Here is a 22,049-nt window from a genome sequence, read left to right as displayed (position 1 = left end):
GGTGCTGACCGGCTCGTTGGTGTAAGGATCGACAGCTTACGCCCACGGACAGATCACCATGGACGACATCACGCGATCCGAAAAACTCGCCGCCGAACAGCGCGAAGACCTGCTTTCCACAGCCACGCCGGACGAGCACGGGCTGTTCTTCGCCTACTATTTCGACGCCAACGGCTTCGCCACGAAGGACGCCAGCGCGGCCGCCTGGTCCTGGCGCAGCTATCAGATCACCGACGCGCGCGCCCGCAGCGAGATTTCCGCGGAAAGCGCCTTGCCCGAGCCGGTGCGCGAGGCGTTTTTGAGTTCGGGCTTCGATTGCCACATCGACCTGGAAGATGCGTGGCTCTATGGCGACCTGCCGGACCTGCGCCACGACTATTCGAAGGAAGCGCGCGGGCGCGGGCATTTCCGCTTCGCCTTCGACGAAAAAATGCTGATAGGCGCGCGCAAGCAGCCCTTGCGCTCGGTGGACGCGATCCGCAAGACGATCGAAAAACGCTCACGGCCGTTTCGCCAGCCCGCCGACCTGATCGAGGCGGTGATGAACCAGTCGCTCGACGGCATCAGCGCCGAACTGGCTGAAATCACTGACCAACTCGACGGCATAGAGGACCGCATCGTCTGCGACGCATGGCACAATGAGCGCCAGTCGCTGGTCGACGTGCGGCGAAAGCTGGTCGTCATCCACCGGCAGATGGCCAGCCTGACCGGGCTATTCAAGCATCTCGACCATGCCCACCGGCTCGACCTGTCAGAGACGTTGACCGATATGACCGCACGGCTGTCGCACCACGCGTTCATCGTGCATCACGACAGCGAGCAATTGCAGGCGCGCGCCAGGTTGCTGCAGGACGAGCTGATGGCGAAACTGTCGGCGCAGTCGAACCGGCTGCTCTACATGCTGTCGGTAATGACCTCCGTGCTTTTGCCGATGACAATCATTTCCGGCCTGTTCGGCATGAATGTCGATGGACTGCCGTTCATGGGCTATCACGCAGGCTTCTGGCTGGTGACGGTGCTGTCGCTATGCGTCGCCGCGGGGACGCTGTTTTTCGTGCGCAGATTGGGCGACGGGATGTAGGCCCGCCTATTCCGCGGCGCGAAAATCCCTGACGATCTTGCCCGCGGCGCGGACTTCCGCCTCGTGGTTTTCCTCAATCCATGGCTCGGCGATGCCGGTCTCATACCATTCGCGCATCGGCGGAAGATCGAGCAGCAGCGCCGGATATTTTCCCGCCGCACCGTCGAAGGTCAGGCCGTAGGACTGCGCGCGGAAGGCAACAGGGGCGAAGAAGGCATCGACGGCAGTGAACTTTTCGCCGGCCAGGAACGGGCCGCCGAAACGCTTAAAACCGTCGTTCCAGAGATCGGCGAGGCGGAAGAGGTCGAACTTCAACGCGTTCGACTTCGGCTTCGGCTCGACGCGCACGGCGCAGTTCATCGGGCAGTCGTTGCGCAGCGCCGTGAAGCTCGAATGCATCTCGGCGGCGGCCGAGCGCGCCCAGGCGCGGGCGACGCTGTCGTCAGGCCAGACGCCGCGATGACGCTCCGCCAGATATTCCATGATCGCCAGCGAATCCCAGACCGCCCAATCGCCATCGGTCAGGCAGGGCACCCGGCCGCTCGGCGAGAACGGGCGGTAGAGTTCGAAACTCGGGCCGGTCGGGAACGGCACCTGATGTTCCTCGAACGGGATTTCCAGCATGCGCATCAGCAGCCAGGGCCGCAGCGACCAGGATGAATAGTTCTTGTTGGCGATGTGCAGCGTGTACATGGGCAACTCCCTCAGCGTTGACCGTTGTCCTTGCGTCCAAAAAACATTGAGCCGCTGTAGATGGCAAGCGCCGCCCAGATGAACAGGAAGGCTACCGCCGTTTCAGGCGTGAACGGCTCGCGGAAGACAAAGACAGCGATCAGGAAAACGATGGTCGGCGCTATATATTGCATGATGCCGATGGTGGAGAGCTTCAGCAGCTTCGCGCCGTTGGCGTAGAGGATGAGCGGCACCGCGGTGGCAAGTCCGGCGGCGAGCAACAGCCAGAAATCGAGCGCGGTGCTGGTGCCGAAATGCCCCTCGCCGCGCACCTGCAGGTAGATGATGTAACCCAGCGCCGGCACGCAGAGCAGCAGCACTTCGAGGAAAAAGCCCTGCGCCGGGCCGATCGGCAGCGTCTTCTTGAACAGCGCGTAAAAACCCCAGCTTATCGCCAACGCCAGCGATACCCAGGGCAGGCCGCCAGTCTCCCAGGTGAGGATGACAACGGCCAGCGCCGCCAGCCCGATCGCCACCATCTGCGCCCTGCTCGGCTTCTCGCCAAGCAGCACGGCGGCGAGGAAGATGCTGAAAAGCGGATTGATGTAATAGCCGAGCGCCGTCTCCAGCGTGCGGCCATTACCGATCGCCCAGACATAGATGCCCCAGTTGAAGGTGATCAGCGCCGCCGTCAGCGCGCCCATGGCCAGCATGCGCGGCGTGCGCAGCGCGTGCCTGATATCGGCGGTGCGGCCAAGCAGGAAAAGCACGACGCCGGCGATCGGCACCGACCAGACGATGCGGTGGGCGACGACTTCCGCCGCGGGGATATGGCCGACCGCCTTCATGTAGAAGGGCAGGATGCCCCAGAAGAGATAGGCAGCAAGGGCGAACAGGAAGCCGCGGCGGGCATCGTCGCCGGGGGCGGCGTCAAGTGACTGCGTGCTCATCAGCGGCATATGGGCCAAAGGCGGCCCGCCGACCAATGCAAACTTCTGATCGGAGGTGGACTTTCGCTTATGCCAGCGGCTGGCGGCAGAGCTACTCCGCCGCCACCAGCCCGGCCATGTCGCGGTTTTTCATCAGCTTGAAGACGATCGAATCCATCAGCGCCTGGAACGAGGCGTCGATGATGTTTTCCGAGACGCCGACCGTCCACCAGCGTGCGCCGGAGGAATCGTGCGATTCGATCAGCACGCGGGTGATCGCCTCGGTGCCGCCGTTGAGGATACGCACCTTGAAGTCGGCGAGCTCGAGATCGGCGATCTCGTGCTGGAATTTTCCAAGGTCTTTTCTCAGCGCTATGTCGAGTGCGTTGACCGGGCCGTGGCCCTCGGCCACCGACATTTTTTCCTCGCCGTCTACGGCGACCTTGACGATCGCCTCGGAGACGGTCTTCAACTGCCCGTTGGCGTCGAAGCGACGCTCGACCATGCAGCGGAACGAGGTGACGCGGAAGAATTCCGGCACGCCGCCCAGCATCTTTCGCGCCAGCAGCTCGAAACTGGCGTCGGCGCCTTCATAGGCATAACCCTCCGCCTCGCGCTCCTTGACCACCGCGATCAGCGCGTCGAGCCTCGAATCGTCGCGCGGCACGTCGATGCCGCGGCGTTTCAGCTCGGCGACGAAGTTTGCCTTGCCGCCCTGGTCGGACACCATGATTTTCCGGCGGTTGCCGACTTTTTCGGGCAGCACATGCTCGTAGGTCTGCGGCTCCTTCACCAGCGCCGAAGCGTGGATGCCGGCCTTGGTGGCGAAGGCGGAAGCGCCGACATAGGGCGCTTGCGCCTCCGGCGCACGATTGAGCAGCTCGTCGAAATTGCGCGACAGGCGCGATATGCCGGCCAGCGCCTCGGCGGTGATGCCGGTGTCGAAGCGGTCGGCATAGGCGGGTTTCAGCATCAGCGTAGGGATCAGCGTGACGAGATTGGCGTTGCCGCATCGCTCGCCGATGCCGTTCAGCGTGCCTTGCACCTGGCGCACGCCGGCCTCGACCGCGGCAAGCGAATTGGCGACCGCCTGGCCGGTGTCGTCGTGGGCGTGGATGCCGAGGTTTTCGCCCGGGATGCCGGCGGCGATCACTTTTTCCACGATCTCTCGGATTTCCGACGGCTGCGTGCCACCATTGGTGTCGCACAGCACCACCCAGCGCGCGCCGGCGTCGAAGGCGGCTTTCGCGCAGGCGAGCGCGTAGTCCGGGTTGGCCTTGAACCCGTCGAAAAAATGCTCGCAGTCGACCAAGGCTTCCTTGCCGGCGGCGCGGGCGGCCTCGACCGAGGCGCGGATGGCGTCGAGATTCTCGTCATTGGTGCAGCCGAGCGCGAGTCGCACGTGATAGTCCCAGCTTTTTGCCACAAAGCAGACGGCGTTGGACTTCGCCTGCAATAGCGCGGCGAGCCCAGGATCGTTCGACGCAGAGACGCCGACACGCTTGGTCATGCCGAAGGCGACGAATTTTGCGCGCCGCGTGCGGTTCTTCGAGAAGAAGGCGGTGTCGGTCGGGTTGGCGCCGGGATAGCCGCCCTCGACATAGTCGATGCCGAACTCGTCCAGCATCGCCGAGATGGCGATCTTGTCCTCGACGGAAAAGTCGATGCCGGGGGTCTGCTGGCCGTCGCGGAGAGTGGTGTCGAAGAGGGTGAGGCGGTCCTTACCCTCCCCCATGTGGGGAGGGTCGGCGCGCAGCGCCGGGGTGGGGGTAAAGGCACTCATTGCAAGCACCCCCACCCCGTCTCGCGACCTTCACTCCGTTCAGGTCGCTCACCGACCCTCCCCACAAGGGGGAGGGTAAGAAGCTGCGTCATTGCTTTCCCCCAAACTTGTCCGTCGCGTAGATCAGCCTGTCCAATATACCCGGCTCCGACGAGGCATGCCCTGCCCCCTCAACCAGGAAAAACTCCGCGTCCGCCCACGCCTTGTGCAACTGCCAGGCGTAGGTTGCCGGGCACGGCATGTCGTAGCGGCCATGGACGATGACACCGGGAATGCATTTCAGCTTGCCCGCGTCGCGCAACAACTGGCCTTCCTCCAGCCAGCCGGCATGGACGAAATAATGGTTCTCGATGCGGGCGAAGGCGATGGCGTAGTCGACCTCGCCGAACGGGTCGCTGGTCGACGGCTCGGGCAGCAGCGTGATGGTCTCGCCTTCCCACAGGCTCCAGGCAAGGGCGGCCTCGACCTGTTTTTCGCGGTCGGATCCGACAAGCCGCTTGCGGTAGGCGCCCATCATGTCGCCGCGCTCGGCCTCCGGGATCGGCGCCAGGAACCGTTCCCATTTGTCCGGAAACATCTGCGACACGCCGAACTGATAATACCAGTCGAGTTCGGCGCGGGTCAGCGTGTAGATGCCGCGCACCACAAGCTCGCTGACGCGCTCCGGATGCTTTTCGGCATAGGCGAGCGCCAGCGTGGAACCCCAGGAGCCGCCGAATACCAGCCATTTCTCCACGCCCATCATCTTGCGCAGCCGCTCGATGTCGTCGACCAGATGCCAGGTGGTGTTGGCCTCCAGCGAGGCGTTCGGCGTCGACTTGCCGCAGCCGCGCTGGTCGAAGAGGATCACGTCATAGAGCGCCGGATCGAAGAAGCCGCGATATTTCGGCAGGCTGGTGCCGCCCGGACCACCATGCAGGAAGACGGCGGGTTTCGCGCCCTTTGTGCCGACGCGCTCCCAATAGACCATGTGGCCGTCGCCGACATCCATCATGCCGGTCTCGAACGGCTCGATGGCCGGATAGAATGTACGCAAGGTCATAGTTGCAATCCGCTTTGGGGCCAGTTGTCGGTTTCGTGGTCGGGGTGCTGGAAGGAGATGATCTGCTCCTGCCGCGAGTAGTAACCCGGGTCTTCATGCACCTTGGCCTCGAAGATTTTTTCAACCCAAGGCAACCGCACCGCATAATTGACCTGGATCTGCGGGGCGAGGTCCGAACGGTCGTCGAAGGCGCCGATGGCAATCTCCAGCCCGTCCGGATGGCGGTAAGTCAGCGGCGTGCCGCAGCGCGGGCAGAAACCGCGGTCGATGTTGACCGAGGACTGGAAATAGCTCGGCTCCTCGCGGGTCCATTCGACGCCGTCCTTCGGCGCGGTGACCAGCGCCGAGAAGAACGAACCGAACTGTTTCTGGCACATGCGGCAGTGGCAGATAGACGGGCGGCCGAGAGCGCCATGGATACGGAAACGCACGGCTCCGCACTGGCAGCCGCCGGTTCGAACAGCTTCGGTCATGGTTTTTCCTCCGATGGCCAGATCTCGGTGTCGTGGTCGGGATGCTGGTGGTTCGACAGCGCGATTTCGTCGAACCACGCGGTAGAATCCTCATCGGGCGGAAGCGCGGCGAGGTCGTCCAGCCAGGCGATTTTCGCCTCCGGAGCGCCCTCAAAGCCGGGTTTTACCGCGGCCGGATCGTCGAGGCTGCCCAGCGTCACGTTCGGGCCGGTGCCGCCGAGCGTCTCGAAGATCAGCGGCGTGCCGCAATCGCGGCAGAAGCCGCGCCGCACAGGATCGGAGGAATGGAAATAGGCGATCTCGCCGCGCGTGACGAAAAACGTGCCGTTCAGCGCCTTGGCCAGCGGCATGAAATAATTGCCGGCGGCCTTCTGGCACATCCGGCAATGGCAGATGTGCGCGTTGGTCAGCCCGCCCTCGACGCGGTAGCGGATCGCGCCGCACTGGCAGCCACCTGTGATCGCCCTGGCGCTCACGGTTTTTCCTCCGGGGGCCAGGTTTCGGTGTCGTGGTCGGGGTGCTGGCGGTTGCTGCGGCGGATGGCCACCACCCAGTCGACGTCCGGCCCGCCGCCGGTCTCGCCTTCCTCCGGTACGCTGGTCAGTTCGGCGAACCACGGCATGCGGCCCTGCAGGCCGTCCTGCGTCTTCGGCTTGTGGCGTTCGGGATGATCGAGCGAGCCGATGGTGATCGTCCTGTGGCCGTGGTCGCCAATGTAGCAAAGCGGCGTGCCGCAGGCGGCGCAGAAACCGCGCTGTCCGGAGCCCGAACTGCGGAACGTCGCAGGCTGTCCGCGCGTCCAGGTGATCGCTTCCGGCGGGACGTAGATCATCGCCGAAAACAAATTTCCCATCGCCTTCTGGCACATGCGGCAGTGGCAAAGAAAAGCGTTCTCGCCGGCATCGGCTATGGAATAGCGCACGGCGCCGCACTGGCAGCCGCCGGTCAGTGGAAGCGCGCTCATGGTCGATCCTCCGGCGGCCAGCGGTCGGTGTCGTGGTCGGGATGCTGATAGGAGACGAGATCGACGAGAAAGGGCGCCGAGGTGATGTCGGCCATCGTCTCCTCGCCGGGAAGCGCCGGGATACCGTCGACATAGGGCAGTTTCGCCTCGGTGCCCCACTGGATGGTCGGCGCGATCTCTTCCGGCTTGTCGAAGGCGGCGATGGCGAGCGCCACGCCGTCCGGCGCCTCGTAGGTCAGCGGCGTGCCGCAATCGCCGCAGAACCCGCGATGGGCATAGTTCGACGACCGGAATCTTTTGGGCTCGCCGCGCGTCCAGGTCAGTTTTGCCTGCCGTACCGACACCAGCGGCAGGTAAAAATTGCCCGCCGCCTTCTGGCACATGCGGCAATGGCAGATCGACGCGTCGCCCAGCGCGCCCTCGACGCGGAACCGCACCGCGCCGCACTGGCAACCGCCGGAATAGAGGGGCACGTTGTCCAGGCTCATCGCGTCAGCCCTTCGCCGGCTCGAATTCGTGGCAGACGGCCTCCATGTTGTTGCCGTCCGGATCGATGACGAAGGCGCCGTAGTAGTTCGGATGGTAATGCGGGCGCAGCCCGGGCGCGCCATTGTCCTTGCCGCCGGCTGCGAGCGCCGCGGCGTGGAAACCGTCGACCTCGGCGCGGCTGCGCGCGGTGAAGGCGACGTGCTGGCGATCCTGGGGCTTGTTGCCCTCATGCATCCAGAAGGTTGGCCGCTCGCGGCCATAGCCGCCGACCTTGACACCGCCGGTGAATTGCGGCGGCACGACGTAAAGCAGCGACGCACCGAGTGGTGCCATGGCCTTATCGTAGAAGGATTTGGAGACTTCGAAGTCGGAAACGGTAATGCCGGTGTGGTCGATCATGGATTCCTCCAGTGCGATGTTCAAGCTTGCGCAGTATCTAGCATTTCGAGGTTTTGCGCTTGAAGCTTTGCGTCGTCGGCCTCACCGCTTCACCTCCCAGGTCGTCACGCGCTGGCCGGTGGAAGAATCCTTGCCGTCCTTCAACTGCACGCCCTGAGCCAGAAGCTCATCGCGGATACGGTCGGCCTCGGACCAGTTCTTCTGTGCAATGAAGGCTAGACGCTCGGCGATGCGCGCCGAGACGCCTGCCTCGTCGATCTCGGCGTTGGAAACGTCGAAGCCGAGGAAGGCGAGGCTTGCCTTCAGCACGCTCGCCGCCTCCGACTGTTCGGACGCTTCCGCCGCGAGTTCGTTGAGCACCTGGAATCCCGAATAGGTTCCGAGATCGTCGGTCAGCCGCGACAGGAGTTCGCCGGAGACCGCTGCCTCGATGTCGGTCGCGGTGTCGGCGACGCGCTTCCATTTGCGCAGCGTGTTCTCAGCCTCCTCCAGCTTACGCACGGAAAAATCGATCGGTTCGCGGTAATGCGTCATCAGCATGGCCAGGCGCAGCACCTCGCCCGGCCACTTCCGCCCGCCGAACTTCTCCGTATGCAGCAGCTCATAGATGGTGACGAAATTCCCCTCGCTCTTCGACATCTTCCGCCCCTCGACCTGCAGAAAGCCGTTGTGCAGCCAGTAGTTGGCCATCACGTCGGTGCCGTGGGCGCAGCGCGATTGCGCGATCTCGTTCTCGTGGTGCGGGAAAATAAGGTCGAGGCCGCCGCCATGGATGTCGAACACCTCGCCGAGATAGGCGGCTGACATGGCAGAGCACTCGATGTGCCAGCCCGGACGCCCCCTGCCCCAGGGCGAATTCCAGCCTGGCTCCTCGGGCGAGGACAGTTTCCACAGCACGAAGTCGCCGGGACTTTTCTTGTGGGCGTCGACGGCGATGCGGGCGCCGGCCTGCTGCTCGTCGAGCGGGCGTTTCGACAACTGCCCGTAGTCCGGCATGGAGCGGGTGTCGAACAGCACTTCGCCATTCGCTTCATAGGCATGGCCGCGGGCGATGAGGTTTTGAATCAAGCCGATCATGTCGGTCTTGCCATCGGGACGCGGCTCGACGAACTCGGTGGCGCGCGGCTCGTGGGTTGGCGGCAGGCAGCCCAGCGCTTTCACGTCGTCGTGGAACTGGTTGGCGGTCTTTTCGGTGACGCGGCGGATCGCGTCATTCAGCGACAGTTTTCCGCTGGCGATGTCGGCGCCGAAATCGCGCAAGGCCCGGTCGTTGATCTTGTCGTCGACGTCGGTGATGTTGCGGACATAGGTGACGTGATCCTCGCCATAGAGATGGCGCAGCAGCCGGAACAGCACGTCGAAGACGATGACCGGGCGCGCATTGCCGATATGGGCGAAATCATAGACTGTCGGGCCGCAGACATACATGCGCACGTTGTTCGGGTCGATCGCGCAAAATTCCTCCTTCGACCGCGTCAGCGTGTTGTAGAGCCGCAATACCTTGTCCGTCATCGCCCGTCCCGTTCCTTCCCGTTTCCGCACACCCGGAAAAGCCAGCCTGCTGGCCGGGGCGTTTTTCGGATCGGGGAGGAGTGAACGAAAACGGCCGGACCAGCGAGAGCGCTAGCCGATAATGCAAATGCCGCAAATGGCAAAAGTCGTTTTCATGGCCCGCCTTATCGCGCCAAGCCGGAGTCGCCGTCAAGCCGGGTGGTCGCGAAATAAGACAGCCGGCATGACAATGTTACGACAAAGCCATACCGGCGGCACCTTTTCGTTGCATTTTGCGGCTAGGGTTTGTGTCAGAGGGCAAAGCTTGGATCGGAACGCCGGGAAGGCGCGGGGTTAGACGGCAAAAACCGATATCACCGTGGTTTCAGAGCGTTCGGCGAACCAGGTGGCGTGACGGGAAAGCAACACCGGCAAGCTTTCCTTAAGCATGTCTATACTTAAATGGGCTAATTGTCGGAATATGTAGGAGTCGCGGCCACGGTTTTGTCCAAGTCGACAAACAAGTGCCCGTGCAGTGAGAAATGACCAAGGGAAGTGAAATGTCTATCCTGAAGAGCGAAGCCGACCGAGCCCGCGCTCAAGCCGCCAATCTGGTGAAGCAGTATCGCGCGATCGGCCCCGGCGCCATCGCCGGTGCGCTGGCAGCCGCCAAGAAGCGGAAGCCGATGGCGAAGATGGCCCCCGCCAAGGGCTGAAAAGCCGGCGGTTGCGCCTCTTCCCGAGAGAACGAGGCGAAAGACTGATCCTGCGTGCGAGGCCCGGCGGAACCGCCCGGCCATCTGCCCGACAGACTGAATTCCAGATTGCCGAATAGCGGATCATGGCGGCCGAAACGCTGCCATGCACGGGTCTGTTCAGAACAGGCTGAACTGGCCGTCGTCCTTCTTCGCCGGCGGTCGCGGCTTTACCGATTTTGGCGTTTCGACCACGGGCAACGCTTCGATGACGATACGCTCCTGGATTTCGGGACCGACATTGACGACCTTGTTGACGAGGTCGGAGACCGGGATGGCATCGAACAGGCCGGGCTCCGGTGGCCGCATGATGTCGGCCACGTCGCGCGGCTCCAATCTGCGGCAATCCAGCCAGCGCGCGAAATCCTGCGGGTGGACGACGACCGGCATGCGGTCGTGGATGCCAGCGATGTCGGCGCTGGCCGCCGTGGTCAGGATGGCGCCGGTGTCGATTTCCGAACCGTTCGGGTCGGCATAGGTCTCCATCAGCCCGGCAAAGGCGACGATGCCGCCGTCGCGGGGCTTCAGGAAGAACGGCCGTTTCTCCTTGCCCACGGTCTTCCATTCGTAGAAGCCGCTGGCCGGGATCAGCGCGCGGCGGTGGCGAAGCGCCGCCTTGAAGGTGCCGCGCTCTTCCGCCGTTTCCGAGCGCGCGTTGATCAGCAGCGGCAGGCTTTTCGGATCCTTCGCCCAGCGTGGGATCAGGCCCCAGCGCACCAGCAGGGCGCGCCGGTCAGGCAGGTTCGACCCCGGCTCGCGCGCCTCCCCGGCGATGACCATCAGGATCGGCTGCGTCGGCGCGATGTTGTAGCGCGCCGGAAAATCCTCCAGCTCCACCAGCGCCATGAAGAGCGCGACCTGGTCCGGCGTCGCCGTGAGGGTGAATCGTCCGCACATGCGGCCTTCTCCGTTGATCTCATCGCCCGTCTGGGATGTTTTGGGCGGCCGGATCGAGACTCAGAATCCGGTTACCCTAGTGTGGGATTCGCTTGAGCCCACCGCAACCCTATCGCGCCGCATCGTCTTTAAGGTGACAGCATGATTGCAGACGAACCGATCCCTGCCGTCTCCGTGGCGCTGGTGCGCGGCGAGCGGGTGCTGCTAGTCAAGCGCGGCATGGCGCCGTCGCGCGGGCTTTACGCCTTTCCCGGCGGACGCGTGGAGGCCGGCGAGACACTGGAGCAAGCGGCGCGCCGCGAATTGTTCGAGGAGACGGGCCTGCAGGCCGGGCCGCTCAGCCCGGTGGTCGAACTCCTGATCGGCGGGGCAAAGGGAGATGCGCCGGTCAGTTTCCGCCTGCAGGTATTTTCAGGGCTTCATGTCGGCGGCGAGCCTGTCAGCGCCAGCGACGCCGAGGAGGCCGCATTCTTCACGCTCGCCGAACTGCGTGCCCTGCCGCTCACCGGAATGATCGAGGAAATCGCTGAACAGCTTCTCGCAATGCGCTGAAATCGCGAGGAAAAGACGCATCGTCCGCCTTGCCCTCGCCAAAATGATTCGTCACAAGTCCGTCATGAGGCGACTTTTCCACGCGGTGCTGGCGCTTTCGATGGCCTTGACGGCAACGCCGCCAGTCTTGGCGCGTGCCGCCGAAGGCCCCTACGAAGACGGCCTGCTCAGGCTCTCCGAGGTACTCGGCTCGCTGCATTTCCTGCGCAACCTGTGCGGCGAGAAAGGTGACGCATGGCGCGCGGAGATGGAAAAGCTGCTCGCCACGGAAAATCCCGATCCGGCCCGGCGGGCGCGTTTCGTCGCGCGCTTCAACCGTGGCTACCGCTCGTTCGAGAACAGCTACACCACCTGTACAGCTTCGGCTGTGGAAGCGATCGGCCGTTACATGAAGGAAGGCGAGCAGCTTTCTCGTGAAACAGCAGTCCGCTATGGAAATTAGGAGCGCGTTAACTTTTTCGCCAATGCGCGCGTGCAGTGCGGTGCAAATGTGATACGACTCTTAACGGGACATTAAAAATTTGAATCAAGTTGGCCGTTCGCGGCCACGGATTTGAAGGGTGCGGATGTGAGTATCGAGCATAATACGAGTGACATCGATGCGCTGGTGCGCGAGGAAAAGCGCCTAACCGCGGTCGAATGCCACACGGAAGCCTGGGCCGAGGGTATTTCGGCCGGGATCGAGACCGACATCATCGCCGAAGCCGCGCTTGCAACCGCGCTTGGCGAAATCTTCCGCAGCAATGGCGAGGACGTCACGCTGTCGCTGATCGACCGTATGCGCGAAAAGGTCATCGCCGGAGAGTTCGCACCTTCGCAGTCGCGACATTGAGTCGTCACGCAAATCCCCGATCCATGCTATAGGACGCTCGGCGGACGGCGCTTTCGCGGAGATTTGTTTGATGAGCTTCCTGACGGCCCGGAGCGGGCACCCCGCGTCGAGCACGGATATTTCGAGCATCCGCCGGCCTGCCCTGCTTTTCCTGACGATCGGACTGGCGCTTTCGCTGACCGGCGCTCCGGCGCTGGCGCTGAGCGAGATCAAGCGCGAGGAGCTTCCGGCGCCAACGTCCCCCGCCCCGCAAGGCGACGACACCGAGAATTCCGTTCCGCTGCCGGATACGACGTCACCTTCCGCGACCCAGGAGCCGGACGACTCGGTTCCCGCCAATCCTGACGACACGACGCAGCCCGCCGGCGAGAACAGCCAGCAGACCGCCCGGCCGGATCCGGACGAACCCGTTCCCGAGGTTCTCCACGATGTCAGCCAACTCCCGCCCGAAGTGCAGAAGTTGCGCAACCAATTGCTCGAAGTTGCTAAGAGCGGCGACATCGAGAAGCTGCGGCCTCTGCTCGGCTTGGGCGACGACATGACCCAATTGTCGCTGATCGCCATCGAGGGCGACCCGATCGAGTACCTCAAGAGCCTCGCCGGAGACGAGGATGGACAGGAGATCCTGGCGATCCTGGAAGAGGTGCTTTCAGCCGGCTACGTCCATCTCGACGCCGGCAAGCCGGAAGAACTTTATGTCTGGCCGTATTTCTTCGCGGTGCCGCTCGACAAGCTCACCGGCCCGCAGCGCGTCGAACTGTTCAAGATCGTGACGGCCGGCGACTATGAGGAGATGAAGAATTTCGGCTCCTACATCTTCTACCGCATCGGCATCACGCCGCAGGGCAAGTGGGCGTTTTTTGTCGCGGGGGAATGAAGGTAGGCCGAGACATAGCACACTTGGTTGCCGGCTCGCAGGAGCACCTATCTTCGTGCTTGATCAGACGCTTCTTGGCTTTTTTTGCAGCAATAAGCAAAAATAGGACTGTTGATTCGCCTATTTGCTGGCATCATTTACAAATGTATTCCCAACTGAAATATTTGGGATGTTCAGCTTCTGGATCCTCGTCTTGCTCAGGATCTTTGCTTACATATATGTTCCCTAGGGAGTCGACCCCGTTCGGACAGTTGCTTTGAATTAATTTTGCGACCATTCCAAAGACTTGAAGATGGCGATCACGAAATGACATCTCTGCCAACAAGCCATCGTATTTTTCCGGATTATGAATGACCTCAATGCGCCGGCCGTTCGAGCCTAGGTCAATCACGGAGTAATTGAATTTTGATCCATTTGCTTCGGATACGCCCTGAGCCAAAATATCCGATCCGCGCGCAGAACTTGCAATCATCAGTAGGGCCGACAACAATACGAATAGACTTTTATTACCATTGATCATTGTTTTCGCCCCCCAATTTCAGACTCCTTCAGACGTAACGTAGCATGGCGGTTTGTTATTCTGCCCCCCAGTTCGCCAGCGCCTCGGAGAACCGCGCCGGCTGCCCCCTGCCCGGCGATACAATCTCGCCTTCCCACATGACGCGCTCACCGCGCACGAACGTGCCGACCGGCCAGCCGGTGACGCGCCTACCGTCATAGGGCGTCCAGCCAGCCTTCGAGCCGGCCTGGGCGTTGGTGATCGTCTCGGAGCGCTTCAGGTCGACAATCGTAAAATCGGCGTCGTAGCCGGCGGCGATGCGGCCTTTGCCCGCCATGCCGAACAGGCGGTTCGGGCCGTGGCTGGTCAGGTCGACGAAACGCTCCAAGGTCAGCCTGCCCGCGTTCACATGGTCGAGCATGATCGGCACCAGCGTCTGCGCGCCGGTCATGCCGGACGGCGAGGCCGGATAGGGTTTTGCCTTCTCTTCCAACGTATGCGGCGCGTGGTCGGAACCGAGCACGTCGACCACGCCGTCGGCAATGCCCAGCCAGACGCCGTCGCGGTGGCGGCGCTCCCGAACAGGCGGGTTCATCTGGATCAGCGTGCCCAGCCGCGCATAGTCGTCGGCGGTCAGCGTCAGATGATGCGGCGTCGCCTCGCAGGTGGCGACGTCCTTGTGATCGCGCAGGAAAGCGATTTCTTCCGCAGTCGAAATGTGAAGGACGTGGATGCGCGCCCTCGCCCGCCGCGCCACCGACACCAGTCGCTCGGTGCAGCGAAGCGCCGCGATCTCGTCGCGCCAGACCGGATGCGAGGACGGGTCGCCAGGCACGCGCAGTGCGGCGCGCTCGCGCAGACGGAACTCGTCCTCGGAATGGAAGGCGGCGCGGCGGCGAGTGTTCTTCAGGATGGAAAAAACGCCGTCGTCGTCCTCGACCAGCAGGTCGCCGGTGGAGGAGCCCATGAAGACTTTTATGCCGGCCGCGCCCGGCAGGCGTTCGAGTTCGCCGACGTCGGCGGCATTGTCGCGCGTGCCGCCGACCCAGAAAGCAAAATCGCAATGCATGCGGTTGGTCGCCCGCGCCACTTTGTCGGCGAGGGCCGCCTCGCTGGTGGTCAGCGGATTGGTGTTGGGCATCTCGAAGACGGCAGTGACGCCCCCCAGCACAGCGGCCCGCGAGCCGGTCTCCAGGTCTTCCTTGTGCTCCAGGCCGGGTTCGCGAAAATGCACCTGGCTGTCGACCACGCCGGGCAGGATGTGCAGGCCGGTGCAATCGACCGTCTCGCCTGCGGAAGCCTGCGACAGGTCGCCGATGGCGGCGATACGGCCAGCGGTGACGCCGATGTCGCGGCGGCCGACGCCGTCGTGATTGGCGACGCTGCCTTTTGTCAGGATCAAATCGTAGGTCGCCGCCATCTCGTCCGCCGCTCTTGTCCCAAGGTTTTTTGGGGCTTACGTAATGGCCCTGCCGATTGCAAGCTTCGAGCCGATTGCATGCCAACTACCCTTCTCGACGATCGCGCGCTGATCTCCGTTTCCGGGCCGGACGCGGAACATCTGCTGCAGAACATCATCACCACCGATCTCGACCAGCTTGCCGCCGGCGAGGCGAGGCCGGGCGCACTGCTGACGCCGCAGGGAAAAATCCTGTTCGACTTCTTGATCTCGCGCGATGGGGAGAATGTGCTGCTGATCGAGTGCCGCGCCGACATCGCCGACGATTTCGTGCGCCGGCTGATGCTTTACCGGCTGCGCGCCAAGGCAGAGATAAAGAAGCTGGATCAAAAGCCTGTGCGGGTTTCATGGGAAGGTGATTCAAGCGCCTCGCAAACTGATTCAATGCCGGAAGGCGCATTGCGCGACCGGCGCTTTGCCGAGCCGACAAAAGTCTGGCGCGCCTATGGCGAGGATGCTGTGGGAGACGCCGAAAACTGCGACGGGTGGGAAAGATTCCGCATCGTCAACGGCATAGCCGAAAGCGGCCCGGACTACGCCCTGAGCGACGTGTTCCCGCATGACGTCCTGCTCGACCAGAACGGCGGCGTCGGCTTCCGCAAGGGATGTTATGTCGGCCAGGAAGTGGTGTCGCGCATGCAGCATCGCGGCACGGCAAGGCGGCGCCTACTGGTCGCCACCGCCCACGCCGACCTGCCGCCACCCGGCACGGACATCCTTGCCGGCGGCCGTTCGGTCGGCACGCTCGGATCGTCCGCCGGCTGCTCGGCGATCGCCATTGCGCGCATCGACAAGGTCAAGGCGGCTATGGATGCCGGCCTGCCCATTCTGGCGGGCGACGCCGCGTTGTCTCTCGCGATACCCGCCTGGGCTTCGTTCACCTTCCCGGCGGACGCTCCAGCCGCGGAAGACGCCTGATGGCGGCGGACCGGGCGGGAGCGCCGCCGCGCGCCTGGCAGCGCATGCTGTCCGGCCGGCGTCTCGACCTGCTCGACCCCTCGCCGCTCGACATCGAGATCTCGGACATCGCGCATGGCCTGGCGCGGGTGGCACGCTGGAACGGCCAGACGTTCGGCGACCATGCGTTTTCGGTGGCGCAGCACTCGCTGCTGGTCGAGACGATCTTCTGCGTCCAGCAGCCGGAGGCCTTGCCGGACCAGCGCATGGCGACGCTGCTGCACGACGCGCCGGAATATGTCATCGGCGACATGATCTCACCGTTCAAGGCGGTGGTCGGCGGCGACTACAAGGCGGTCGAGGAGCGACTGCAGCATGCCATCCACCTCAGATTCGCGCTGCCGCCGAAGCTCGATGAGCGGACCCGCGCTGCAATCAAGCGCGCCGACCAGGTCGCCGCCTATTTCGAGGCGACGGTTCTTGCCGGCTTCGCGACGGCGGAGGCAGTGCGCTATTTCGGCCGGCCGAACGGGATTTCGGCCAACCGGCTCGACTTGGCGCTGCGTCCCGCAAAGACCGTGCAGGCCGCCTTCCTCAAACGCTTCGTGGCGATCGACAAGGAACGGGCGGCGCAGGCAATCCGGGCGGCCAAAGTGCAAACTGAGGCTGGCTGAACCCCGCTACTTCGTCTTGGCGCTAAACCGTGCCTTGAAGGTTCTGAACTGCTCGACGAGATTGAACGGAATCTTGTAGCCGGCGCCACCGTCGCGCATCAGCATGCGGACATCTTCGTCCGTCATCTGCATCTTCTTGGTCTTCTCGTCATATTGCATGTCGTAGGTGTGGTCGAAGCCGTCCCACTCGCCGTTTTTGCGTGTGCCGCCGAGGAAATGGCCGAGTTCGTGGGCGAGCGTCGAGTGGTCATGGTTGGCTGCGATGAAGACCATCGCATGGCTTGAGATCGCCCTGCCATTCACCGACCGGCCGTCGCTGCCGATGACCTTTTCCACGAAGAACACGGTGGCATCGGCGCCGGAAACGCGAAGCGGCGCAAAAAGGGCCTTCAGTTTCTCCGGGTCAATGTTTTCGCCCAGATTTGAATATTCGGTCGTCCGCTGGCCCAGGCCCGTGCGGATGGCCTCGCGGATCTTCGGATCGCTGTCGTCGATGGTCGCCGGCTGCGGTGCTGCGACGTGCTCGAAGACCATCTGCGTCTGCGGCGTCCAGATTTCGTTGACTACGGCCATTTCCTTGGCGACCTCGGCCGGCCGGGAACTGTGGAATTTCAGCTTGCGGTCGGCGCCATAGACCCGCAGGTCGCGGATGGCGACCTTGACCGGCACCGGATCGACCACCACGGCCGGCATTTCGGCCTTGCTCTTGCCGCCCACCGTGATCTGGAGTTTTGCAGGCGCCTTGAAGTCCACCCTGCGCTTGCCGGTGACGCGATAGTAGTGGACGGTGGCGTGGATGTCGTCTGGCATATAGGCCTTGGCCAGTTTCGGATCGGTGCCCGGCTCTGAAAGCTCCCTGTATTTCGCCGTCCTGGCCCGGATCATTTCGGCGGTATCGACCTTGTCGATCTTCAGCGCCGTGCTGTCCGAAACCAGCTTGGCGTCCTCCTTGTCCACCTGAATGGCGACGAGGTTGGAGCCGTTGAACGGGATCACCATTCCGGGATGGCGCGCATCGTGATCAACGCCGGCGCACCGAAAAACCTCCCAGAACCGAAGCATTCAGACCCTCCGCGGCAACCCGGACTCAATCAGAAATGTGGAAGTTACAACGCCCTGGAAGCGAAATGATGTCGCAAGCGGCACATGATTGTGTCGAATGTAACCACGATTTGTTAGACGGGTACGGGCGGACGGCAATCTATTCCACGGGATTTTGGATTCGTGCTAGGACGAGCCAACACACATTCGGCAGCACGAACCGGGGCACCGTGCGGATCAACTCCTTGAAGTTTCTGGGACTTTGCTGCGCGGCCTATATCGGGGTCGCGGCGGTTGCCTTTCCCGGCGCCTATGCAGGCGTTCTCTCGCAGTTCGCGCTGGTTTTTGCCCTCTCCCTTCCCCCGGTGTTTGCCGTCATCGCGGGCGTTGTCGGCTTTGTAGACAATCCGGCGGCGCCGCTGCGCGGCGCGCGGCGGCGGCTCGGGCAAATGCCCTGGCGCGCCGCGAAGATCATTCTCACCTTCATCCTCTGCGTTGCCGCCTACAGCACGTTCAAGACCAACATACCGAACCTCGTGCCCCATCACGCCGACCCCTGGCTCGCGGACTGGGACGAATTCCTGCATGGCGGGGCGCCATGGCGGCTGCTGCACGCCCTGCCGCAACGGCCGACCTCGGCAATCGTCGACTTCTTCTACTCGATCGTCTGGTTTGCGCAGTGGTTCGGCGTCCTGCTGCTCGTGGCCATGTGGGAGGGCCGCGAGCGCAAGCGCTATCTCTGGGCCCTTGCCTTCACTACACTGGTCGTCGGCACGCTGATGGCGGTCATATTCTCGTCCGTCGGCCCGATCTTCTACGACAGGTTTTATGGCGGAGACCGTTTCGCCGAACTGGTCAGCGCTCTGGAGGCCGGCGACGGGCCGAGAAGCGTGCCACGTTTCGCACGCTACCTGCTCGCCAGCTATGACGACAATGTCGCCGCCTTCGGCACCGGCATATCTGCGATGCCGAGCATGCATGTCGCCATCGCGACGCTCAATGCGCTGTTTCTCGGCTGCCGGGAACGAAGCCTTGGCGTGCCGGCGTGGATATTCGTCGCGATCATCCAGTTCGGTTCGGTCTATACCGGCTGGCACTACGCGATCGACGGCTATGTCTCGATCGCCATCGTCATGGCGATCTGGTGGCTGACAGGCCTGTTCGTTCTCAAGACAAAGCCGGTCGCCAGGGTGTTGGTCAAACCGGCCGTCGCGAGGACTTCGGCGCCGAACCGGCCGGCCAAGCCGCTCGCGCCGGCGGCTCCGAAACTCCTGAATTCATGAAGGCGGCGGCAGGCTCTTGTCCGCCTTGCATTTTGCGAGCGGCAGAATGTTGCCGGCGATCACCCTTGTGATGCGCTGGTCCTTGACGTCTGTCTCGACAGTCATGCAGGCGTAGCCATAACCATGGCCCGATCCCGGCACGTTGGTTTCGACGAACTGTTTCGGATCGAAATCCGGAGCCTTTTCTGCACCCGCCGCATCCGGCCCCTCGCCCTGCGAGGTGATCGTCCAGCTCGCGTCCTTGTCGGTCAGCCAGAGGTTTCCGGGCGTCGGGTTGGAATACCAGCCGCAGCGACGCTCGGCCGCCTGCGCCATGGTCACGGCGCCGCAGGCGATCACCGCCACCGCGACCAGTTTTGTCCAGTGTTTGGATCCCATCCTTGGCCTCCATGGAAGGCCCGATCAGGCACGAAAACAAGGCGTTTTGCAATCTGCGAGCGAGCAATCGGGCGGTCGCCATCCGCGCTACCGCCCCTGCCGCTCCAGCCGGTCCAGAAACCACTGCGTCAGCCGCACCCACACCTCGTCCTTCTCGCCGGTGTCCTCGCAGCCATGGTCGAGATTGGGATTGTCGTTGACCTCGATGACGAAGACGCCGTCCTTCGTCTCCTTGATGTCGACGCCGTAGAGCCCCTCGCCGATGCAGCGGGCTGCCTTCACCGCGGTCTCGACGACATGCGGCGGGGCTTCCTTGAGCGTGAAAGTCTTTATGCCGCCCTGGTCGGGCTTGCCGTTGGCTTTGTGGTTGACGATCTGCCAGTGCTTTTTCGCCATAAGGTAATGGACCGCGAACAGCGGCTGGCCGCCGAGTACGCCGACGCGCCAGTCGTAGTCGGTGGGGATGAATTTCTGGGCGATCAAAAGGTCGGAATCCTCCAGCCACTCGACGGCCAGCGTCTTCAGCTCCTCAAAACTCGACGCCTTCTTCACGCCGCGCGAAAACGAGCTATCGGGTATCTTCAACACCAGCGGAAACCCCAGTGTGTCGGCGGCAAGCTGGAAGTCTGAGGGGCCAGCGATCATCACCGTCGGCGGCACCGGTACTTTGTTGAAGATCATCAGTTCGTTCAGATAGACCTTGTTGGTGCAGCGGATCATCGACAGCGGGTCGTCGATGACCGGCATGCCTTCCTGCTCGGCGCGGCGGGCGAACCGGTAGGTGTGGTTGGAGATTGCCGTCGTCTCGCGGATGAACAGCGCGTCGTAATTGGCGAGTTTCGCCAGGTCGCGCTTGGTGATCGGCTCGACCTCGACGCCCATTTTTTCCGCTATGCGCGCCCAGTGGCGGAGCGAGCTGATCTCGGAAGGCGGCAACTGCTCGTTGGGGTCGACCAGCGTGGCGAAACTGTAGCGCGCCGGCGTGCGCGCCCTGCTGTCGCGCCATTCGCGGCTGGTATAGGCCTGCAGGCTGGCGAGGAAGCGCGGCTTTTCCTCCGGCGTCAGGCGGGCCAGCGGGTAGAAGCCGATGCGGTGGATCGAGGCCCATTGCTGGCTGTCCTTGATCGCCATCTCCAAAGCGGGCGCGCGGAACCAGTCGAACAGCAGCTTTGCAAAACGGTCCCAGGCTTTTGACGGGCCGATGCCGAAGAAGAACGAGACTTTTGCGGGAAAGGCGCCGCCGAGATCCTTTCGGCATTTGTTCAGCGCCAGCTCCAGCTCGGGCAGCGCGTGCTCGTAGAGTTTGCGCTCCGACAGGTCGATCATCGTCTCGACGGTCGGGATGACCTTGTGGCCGCGCGAACCGGCGAGCAGCGAGGCGTAGTAGCCCCGGCTCTGGTAGGCGTAACTGTTCGACAGGTTGATGACCTTCGGCCGCTGGCCGGAAAACAGCGCCGGATGTGCGAGATAGTCGCGGTTGGTGATGATCTTGTGCGGCGTGTCGACCTGCTCGAGATCGCTGTTGCGGCCGGTGAGGATGACCCAGGTCATCGGAAATTCCGTTTGCGAGGGTGTTGCGGCAAAGGGGCGGGTTGGGGTCGTAGGGGTACAGCGACGGTCAACGCGGTCACGGCGGCGTCGTTCCCTGTTCGGCTTGCGGCGGTGAGCCGCGCGCGCCTTCGGCCGCCAACGGCTTTTCGAAGCGCAGCGCCGTCGCGCCGTCGGCATAATAATCCGGCTTGCGGCCGAAGCTGATATAGCCGGATTTCTCGTAGAGGCTTATGGCGCGCAGATTGTCGTCGCGCACTTCGAGCCGCATGATTTTCGCACCGCGCCGGGCGCTCGTCCTCTCGGCTTCAGCCAACAGCGCGCGGCCGACGCCGGAGCGGCCAGGTGAGGCGGCGATCGAATAAAGCCGCGCCACATCGCTGCCGGCCCGGAACAGGATTACGCAGCAGCCGGCGACATGGCCGCCGTCCTCGGCGATCAGTATGACGGCGGAGGGTCTTGCCAAAAAACTTCGCCAGGAGCGCCGGGAGATACGGTCAGCGTCGAACACAGCCTGCTCGACCGCGACGAGGGCGTCGAGGTCCGATGCGCGGGCCGGGCGAATTTTCAGGGACATCGGGGGCCGGAAAAACCTCGGTCGCGGAGGGAGGGACGCAAGCGAACACTCTGCCGCCAAGACAAGTTGCACGCCGGCATCGGAAGCGCTTTCGCTCCCGGATTTGGGCTGAATTGTGACGCGGGCGGAACGGGCAGCCCAGGCCGATTTGGCTGGCTTCGCCGACCGGCGCGCAACGGCATTTTTTGGCGGCACGGATCGTTGCCGCGGGCGGAAAAATCCGCGTCGGCCACCGATTCCCAGCTTGTTACGACTGCGGCGGGACCATCACGACGTATCCCGCCTCGGTGGCTCCAGCGCGTAGAACGCCATCGCATTGGCATGCGCCAGGATCTCGTCGACCTCGCGGATGTTCTTGCGTTTCGGCGCATCCGGGTCGAAGCGCGGCAATCTTCCGCCGGGCGGCCGCCCGCGCCGCAGCGGCGAAAAACGCCGGAAGCGGACCGGGCCCGGCTTG

27 protein-coding genes are annotated in these 22,049 nt (G+C 63.4%); 9 read left to right on the top strand and 18 right to left on the bottom strand.

Features of this window, described 5'->3' with window-relative positions:
- The first annotated feature begins 58 nt into the window (after positions 1-58).
- Positions 59-1,081, top strand: coding sequence for a CorA family divalent cation transporter (locus ACH196_RS31875; RefSeq protein ID WP_396650870.1), 1,023 nt, complete (start codon positions 59-61; stop codon positions 1,079-1,081).
- Positions 1,082-1,087: 6 nt separating this feature from the next.
- Here ACH196_RS31875 and ACH196_RS31870 read toward each other — a convergent pair whose 3' ends face one another.
- From ACH196_RS31870 to cysS, 10 genes are all read right to left on the bottom strand, one after another.
- Entirely contained in the window at positions 1,088-1,774 is a 687-nt protein-coding gene (locus ACH196_RS31870; RefSeq protein ID WP_396650869.1) for a glutathione S-transferase family protein, read from the bottom strand.
- Positions 1,775-1,785: 11 nt separating this feature from the next.
- Positions 1,786-2,703 carry an EamA family transporter RarD gene (gene rarD, locus ACH196_RS31865; RefSeq protein ID WP_396650868.1) on the bottom strand — a complete coding sequence of 306 codons (918 nt, stop codon included), beginning with the start codon at positions 2,701-2,703 and terminating at the stop codon, positions 1,786-1,788.
- A 91-nt stretch (positions 2,704-2,794) separates the two neighbouring features.
- Positions 2,795-4,465 carry a citramalate synthase gene (gene cimA / locus ACH196_RS31860; RefSeq protein ID WP_396650867.1) on the bottom strand — a complete coding sequence of 557 codons (1,671 nt, stop codon included), beginning with the start codon at positions 4,463-4,465 and terminating at the stop codon, positions 2,795-2,797.
- Between the two features lie 88 nt (positions 4,466-4,553).
- A complete protein-coding gene (gene pip / locus ACH196_RS31855) occupies positions 4,554-5,507 on the bottom strand; it encodes a prolyl aminopeptidase (protein ID WP_396650866.1) in 954 nt (317 codons plus the stop codon).
- Positions 5,504-5,980: a GFA family protein gene (locus ACH196_RS31850; protein ID WP_396650865.1), complete on the bottom strand. Its 477-nt coding sequence runs from the start codon at positions 5,978-5,980 to the stop codon at positions 5,504-5,506. The genes pip and ACH196_RS31850 overlap by 4 nt, the downstream gene beginning before the upstream one ends.
- A complete protein-coding gene (locus ACH196_RS31845; protein WP_396650864.1) occupies positions 5,977-6,456 on the bottom strand; it encodes a GFA family protein in 480 nt (159 codons plus the stop codon). Before ACH196_RS31845 ends, ACH196_RS31850 begins: the two co-directional genes overlap by 4 nt.
- Entirely contained in the window at positions 6,453-6,944 is a 492-nt protein-coding gene (locus tag ACH196_RS31840) for a GFA family protein (protein WP_396650863.1), read from the bottom strand. The genes ACH196_RS31845 and ACH196_RS31840 overlap by 4 nt, the downstream gene beginning before the upstream one ends.
- Positions 6,941-7,432, bottom strand: coding sequence for a GFA family protein (locus ACH196_RS31835; protein ID WP_396650862.1), 492 nt, complete (start codon positions 7,430-7,432; stop codon positions 6,941-6,943). The genes ACH196_RS31840 and ACH196_RS31835 overlap by 4 nt, the downstream gene beginning before the upstream one ends.
- A 4-nt stretch (positions 7,433-7,436) precedes the next feature.
- Positions 7,437-7,832, bottom strand: coding sequence for a VOC family protein (locus ACH196_RS31830; protein WP_396650861.1), 396 nt, complete (start codon positions 7,830-7,832; stop codon positions 7,437-7,439).
- A gap of 81 nt (positions 7,833-7,913) precedes the next feature.
- Positions 7,914-9,344, bottom strand: a complete 1,431-nt coding sequence (cysS, locus tag ACH196_RS31825; RefSeq protein WP_396650860.1) for a cysteine--tRNA ligase — start codon at positions 9,342-9,344, stop codon at positions 7,914-7,916.
- A 539-nt stretch (positions 9,345-9,883) separates the two neighbouring features.
- On the opposite strand from cysS, the gene ACH196_RS31820 reads away from it, so the two are divergent.
- Entirely contained in the window at positions 9,884-10,039 is a 156-nt protein-coding gene (locus ACH196_RS31820; protein WP_396650859.1) for a transcriptional regulator, read from the top strand.
- Between the two features lie 159 nt (positions 10,040-10,198).
- On the opposite strand, the gene ACH196_RS31815 is transcribed toward ACH196_RS31820, so the two are convergent.
- On the bottom strand, positions 10,199-10,975 hold the full coding sequence (locus ACH196_RS31815; protein ID WP_396650858.1) for an SOS response-associated peptidase: 777 nt from the start codon (positions 10,973-10,975) through the stop codon (positions 10,199-10,201).
- Between the two features lie 141 nt (positions 10,976-11,116).
- Here ACH196_RS31815 and ACH196_RS31810 point away from each other — a divergent pair, with 141 nt between their 5' ends.
- From ACH196_RS31810 to ACH196_RS31795, 4 genes are all read left to right on the top strand, one after another.
- Positions 11,117-11,527 carry an NUDIX hydrolase gene (locus ACH196_RS31810; protein ID WP_396650857.1) on the top strand — a complete coding sequence of 137 codons (411 nt, stop codon included), beginning with the start codon at positions 11,117-11,119 and terminating at the stop codon, positions 11,525-11,527.
- Positions 11,528-11,591: 64 nt separating this feature from the next.
- Positions 11,592-11,969: a TIGR02301 family protein gene (locus ACH196_RS31805; protein ID WP_396650856.1), complete on the top strand. Its 378-nt coding sequence runs from the start codon at positions 11,592-11,594 to the stop codon at positions 11,967-11,969.
- A gap of 132 nt (positions 11,970-12,101) precedes the next feature.
- A complete protein-coding gene (locus tag ACH196_RS31800) occupies positions 12,102-12,359 on the top strand; it encodes a hypothetical protein (RefSeq protein ID WP_396650884.1) in 258 nt (85 codons plus the stop codon).
- A 70-nt stretch (positions 12,360-12,429) separates the two neighbouring features.
- The gene (locus ACH196_RS31795) at positions 12,430-13,236 is read left to right on the top strand and encodes a hypothetical protein (RefSeq protein ID WP_396650855.1); all 807 of its coding nucleotides are present in this window, start codon (positions 12,430-12,432) and stop codon (positions 13,234-13,236) included.
- Between the two features lie 133 nt (positions 13,237-13,369).
- Here the strand turns inward: ACH196_RS31795 and ACH196_RS31790 are convergent, their stop codons facing one another.
- Both ACH196_RS31790 and ACH196_RS31785 read right to left on the bottom strand, forming a co-directional pair.
- Positions 13,370-13,756, bottom strand: coding sequence for a hypothetical protein (locus tag ACH196_RS31790; protein WP_396650854.1), 387 nt, complete (start codon positions 13,754-13,756; stop codon positions 13,370-13,372).
- A 55-nt stretch (positions 13,757-13,811) separates the two neighbouring features.
- Positions 13,812-15,155, bottom strand: coding sequence for a dihydroorotase (locus tag ACH196_RS31785; protein WP_396650853.1), 1,344 nt, complete (start codon positions 15,153-15,155; stop codon positions 13,812-13,814).
- A 78-nt stretch (positions 15,156-15,233) separates the two neighbouring features.
- Here ACH196_RS31785 and ACH196_RS31780 point away from each other — a divergent pair, with 78 nt between their 5' ends.
- Complete coding sequence (locus ACH196_RS31780) at positions 15,234-16,112, top strand: YgfZ/GcvT domain-containing protein (RefSeq protein ID WP_396650852.1); 879 nt, start codon at positions 15,234-15,236, stop codon at positions 16,110-16,112.
- Entirely contained in the window at positions 16,112-16,765 is a 654-nt protein-coding gene (locus tag ACH196_RS31775) for a hydrolase (protein ID WP_396650851.1), read from the top strand. Before ACH196_RS31780 ends, ACH196_RS31775 begins: the two co-directional genes overlap by 1 nt.
- Positions 16,766-16,771: 6 nt before the next feature.
- Here ACH196_RS31775 and ACH196_RS31770 read toward each other — a convergent pair whose 3' ends face one another.
- The gene (locus tag ACH196_RS31770; RefSeq protein ID WP_396650850.1) at positions 16,772-17,827 is read right to left on the bottom strand and encodes a hypothetical protein; all 1,056 of its coding nucleotides are present in this window, start codon (positions 17,825-17,827) and stop codon (positions 16,772-16,774) included.
- Between the two features lie 224 nt (positions 17,828-18,051).
- Here ACH196_RS31770 and ACH196_RS31765 point away from each other — a divergent pair, with 224 nt between their 5' ends.
- Positions 18,052-19,089: a phosphatase PAP2 family protein gene (locus ACH196_RS31765; RefSeq protein WP_396650849.1), complete on the top strand. Its 1,038-nt coding sequence runs from the start codon at positions 18,052-18,054 to the stop codon at positions 19,087-19,089.
- On the opposite strand, the gene ACH196_RS31760 is transcribed toward ACH196_RS31765, so the two are convergent.
- From ACH196_RS31760 to ACH196_RS31745, 4 genes are all read right to left on the bottom strand, one after another.
- Positions 19,084-19,467: a DUF4087 domain-containing protein gene (locus ACH196_RS31760; protein ID WP_396650848.1), complete on the bottom strand. Its 384-nt coding sequence runs from the start codon at positions 19,465-19,467 to the stop codon at positions 19,084-19,086. The two genes, ACH196_RS31765 and ACH196_RS31760, sit on opposite strands and share 6 nt — an antisense overlap.
- A gap of 87 nt (positions 19,468-19,554) precedes the next feature.
- A complete protein-coding gene (locus tag ACH196_RS31755) occupies positions 19,555-21,018 on the bottom strand; it encodes a RimK family protein (protein ID WP_396650847.1) in 1,464 nt (487 codons plus the stop codon).
- A gap of 76 nt (positions 21,019-21,094) precedes the next feature.
- Entirely contained in the window at positions 21,095-21,592 is a 498-nt protein-coding gene (locus ACH196_RS31750) for a GNAT family N-acetyltransferase (RefSeq protein ID WP_396650846.1), read from the bottom strand.
- Between the two features lie 267 nt (positions 21,593-21,859).
- On the bottom strand, positions 21,860-22,049 hold a 190-nt coding region (locus ACH196_RS31745; protein ID WP_396650415.1), incomplete at its 5' end, for a hypothetical protein.

This window comes from Mesorhizobium sp. IMUNJ 23232 (assembly GCF_044326205.1).
GTDB lineage: Bacteria > Pseudomonadota > Alphaproteobacteria > Rhizobiales > Rhizobiaceae > Kumtagia.
Note: the sequence above shows the minus strand (reverse complement) of the source record. Positions and strands in the feature narration are given on the sequence as shown.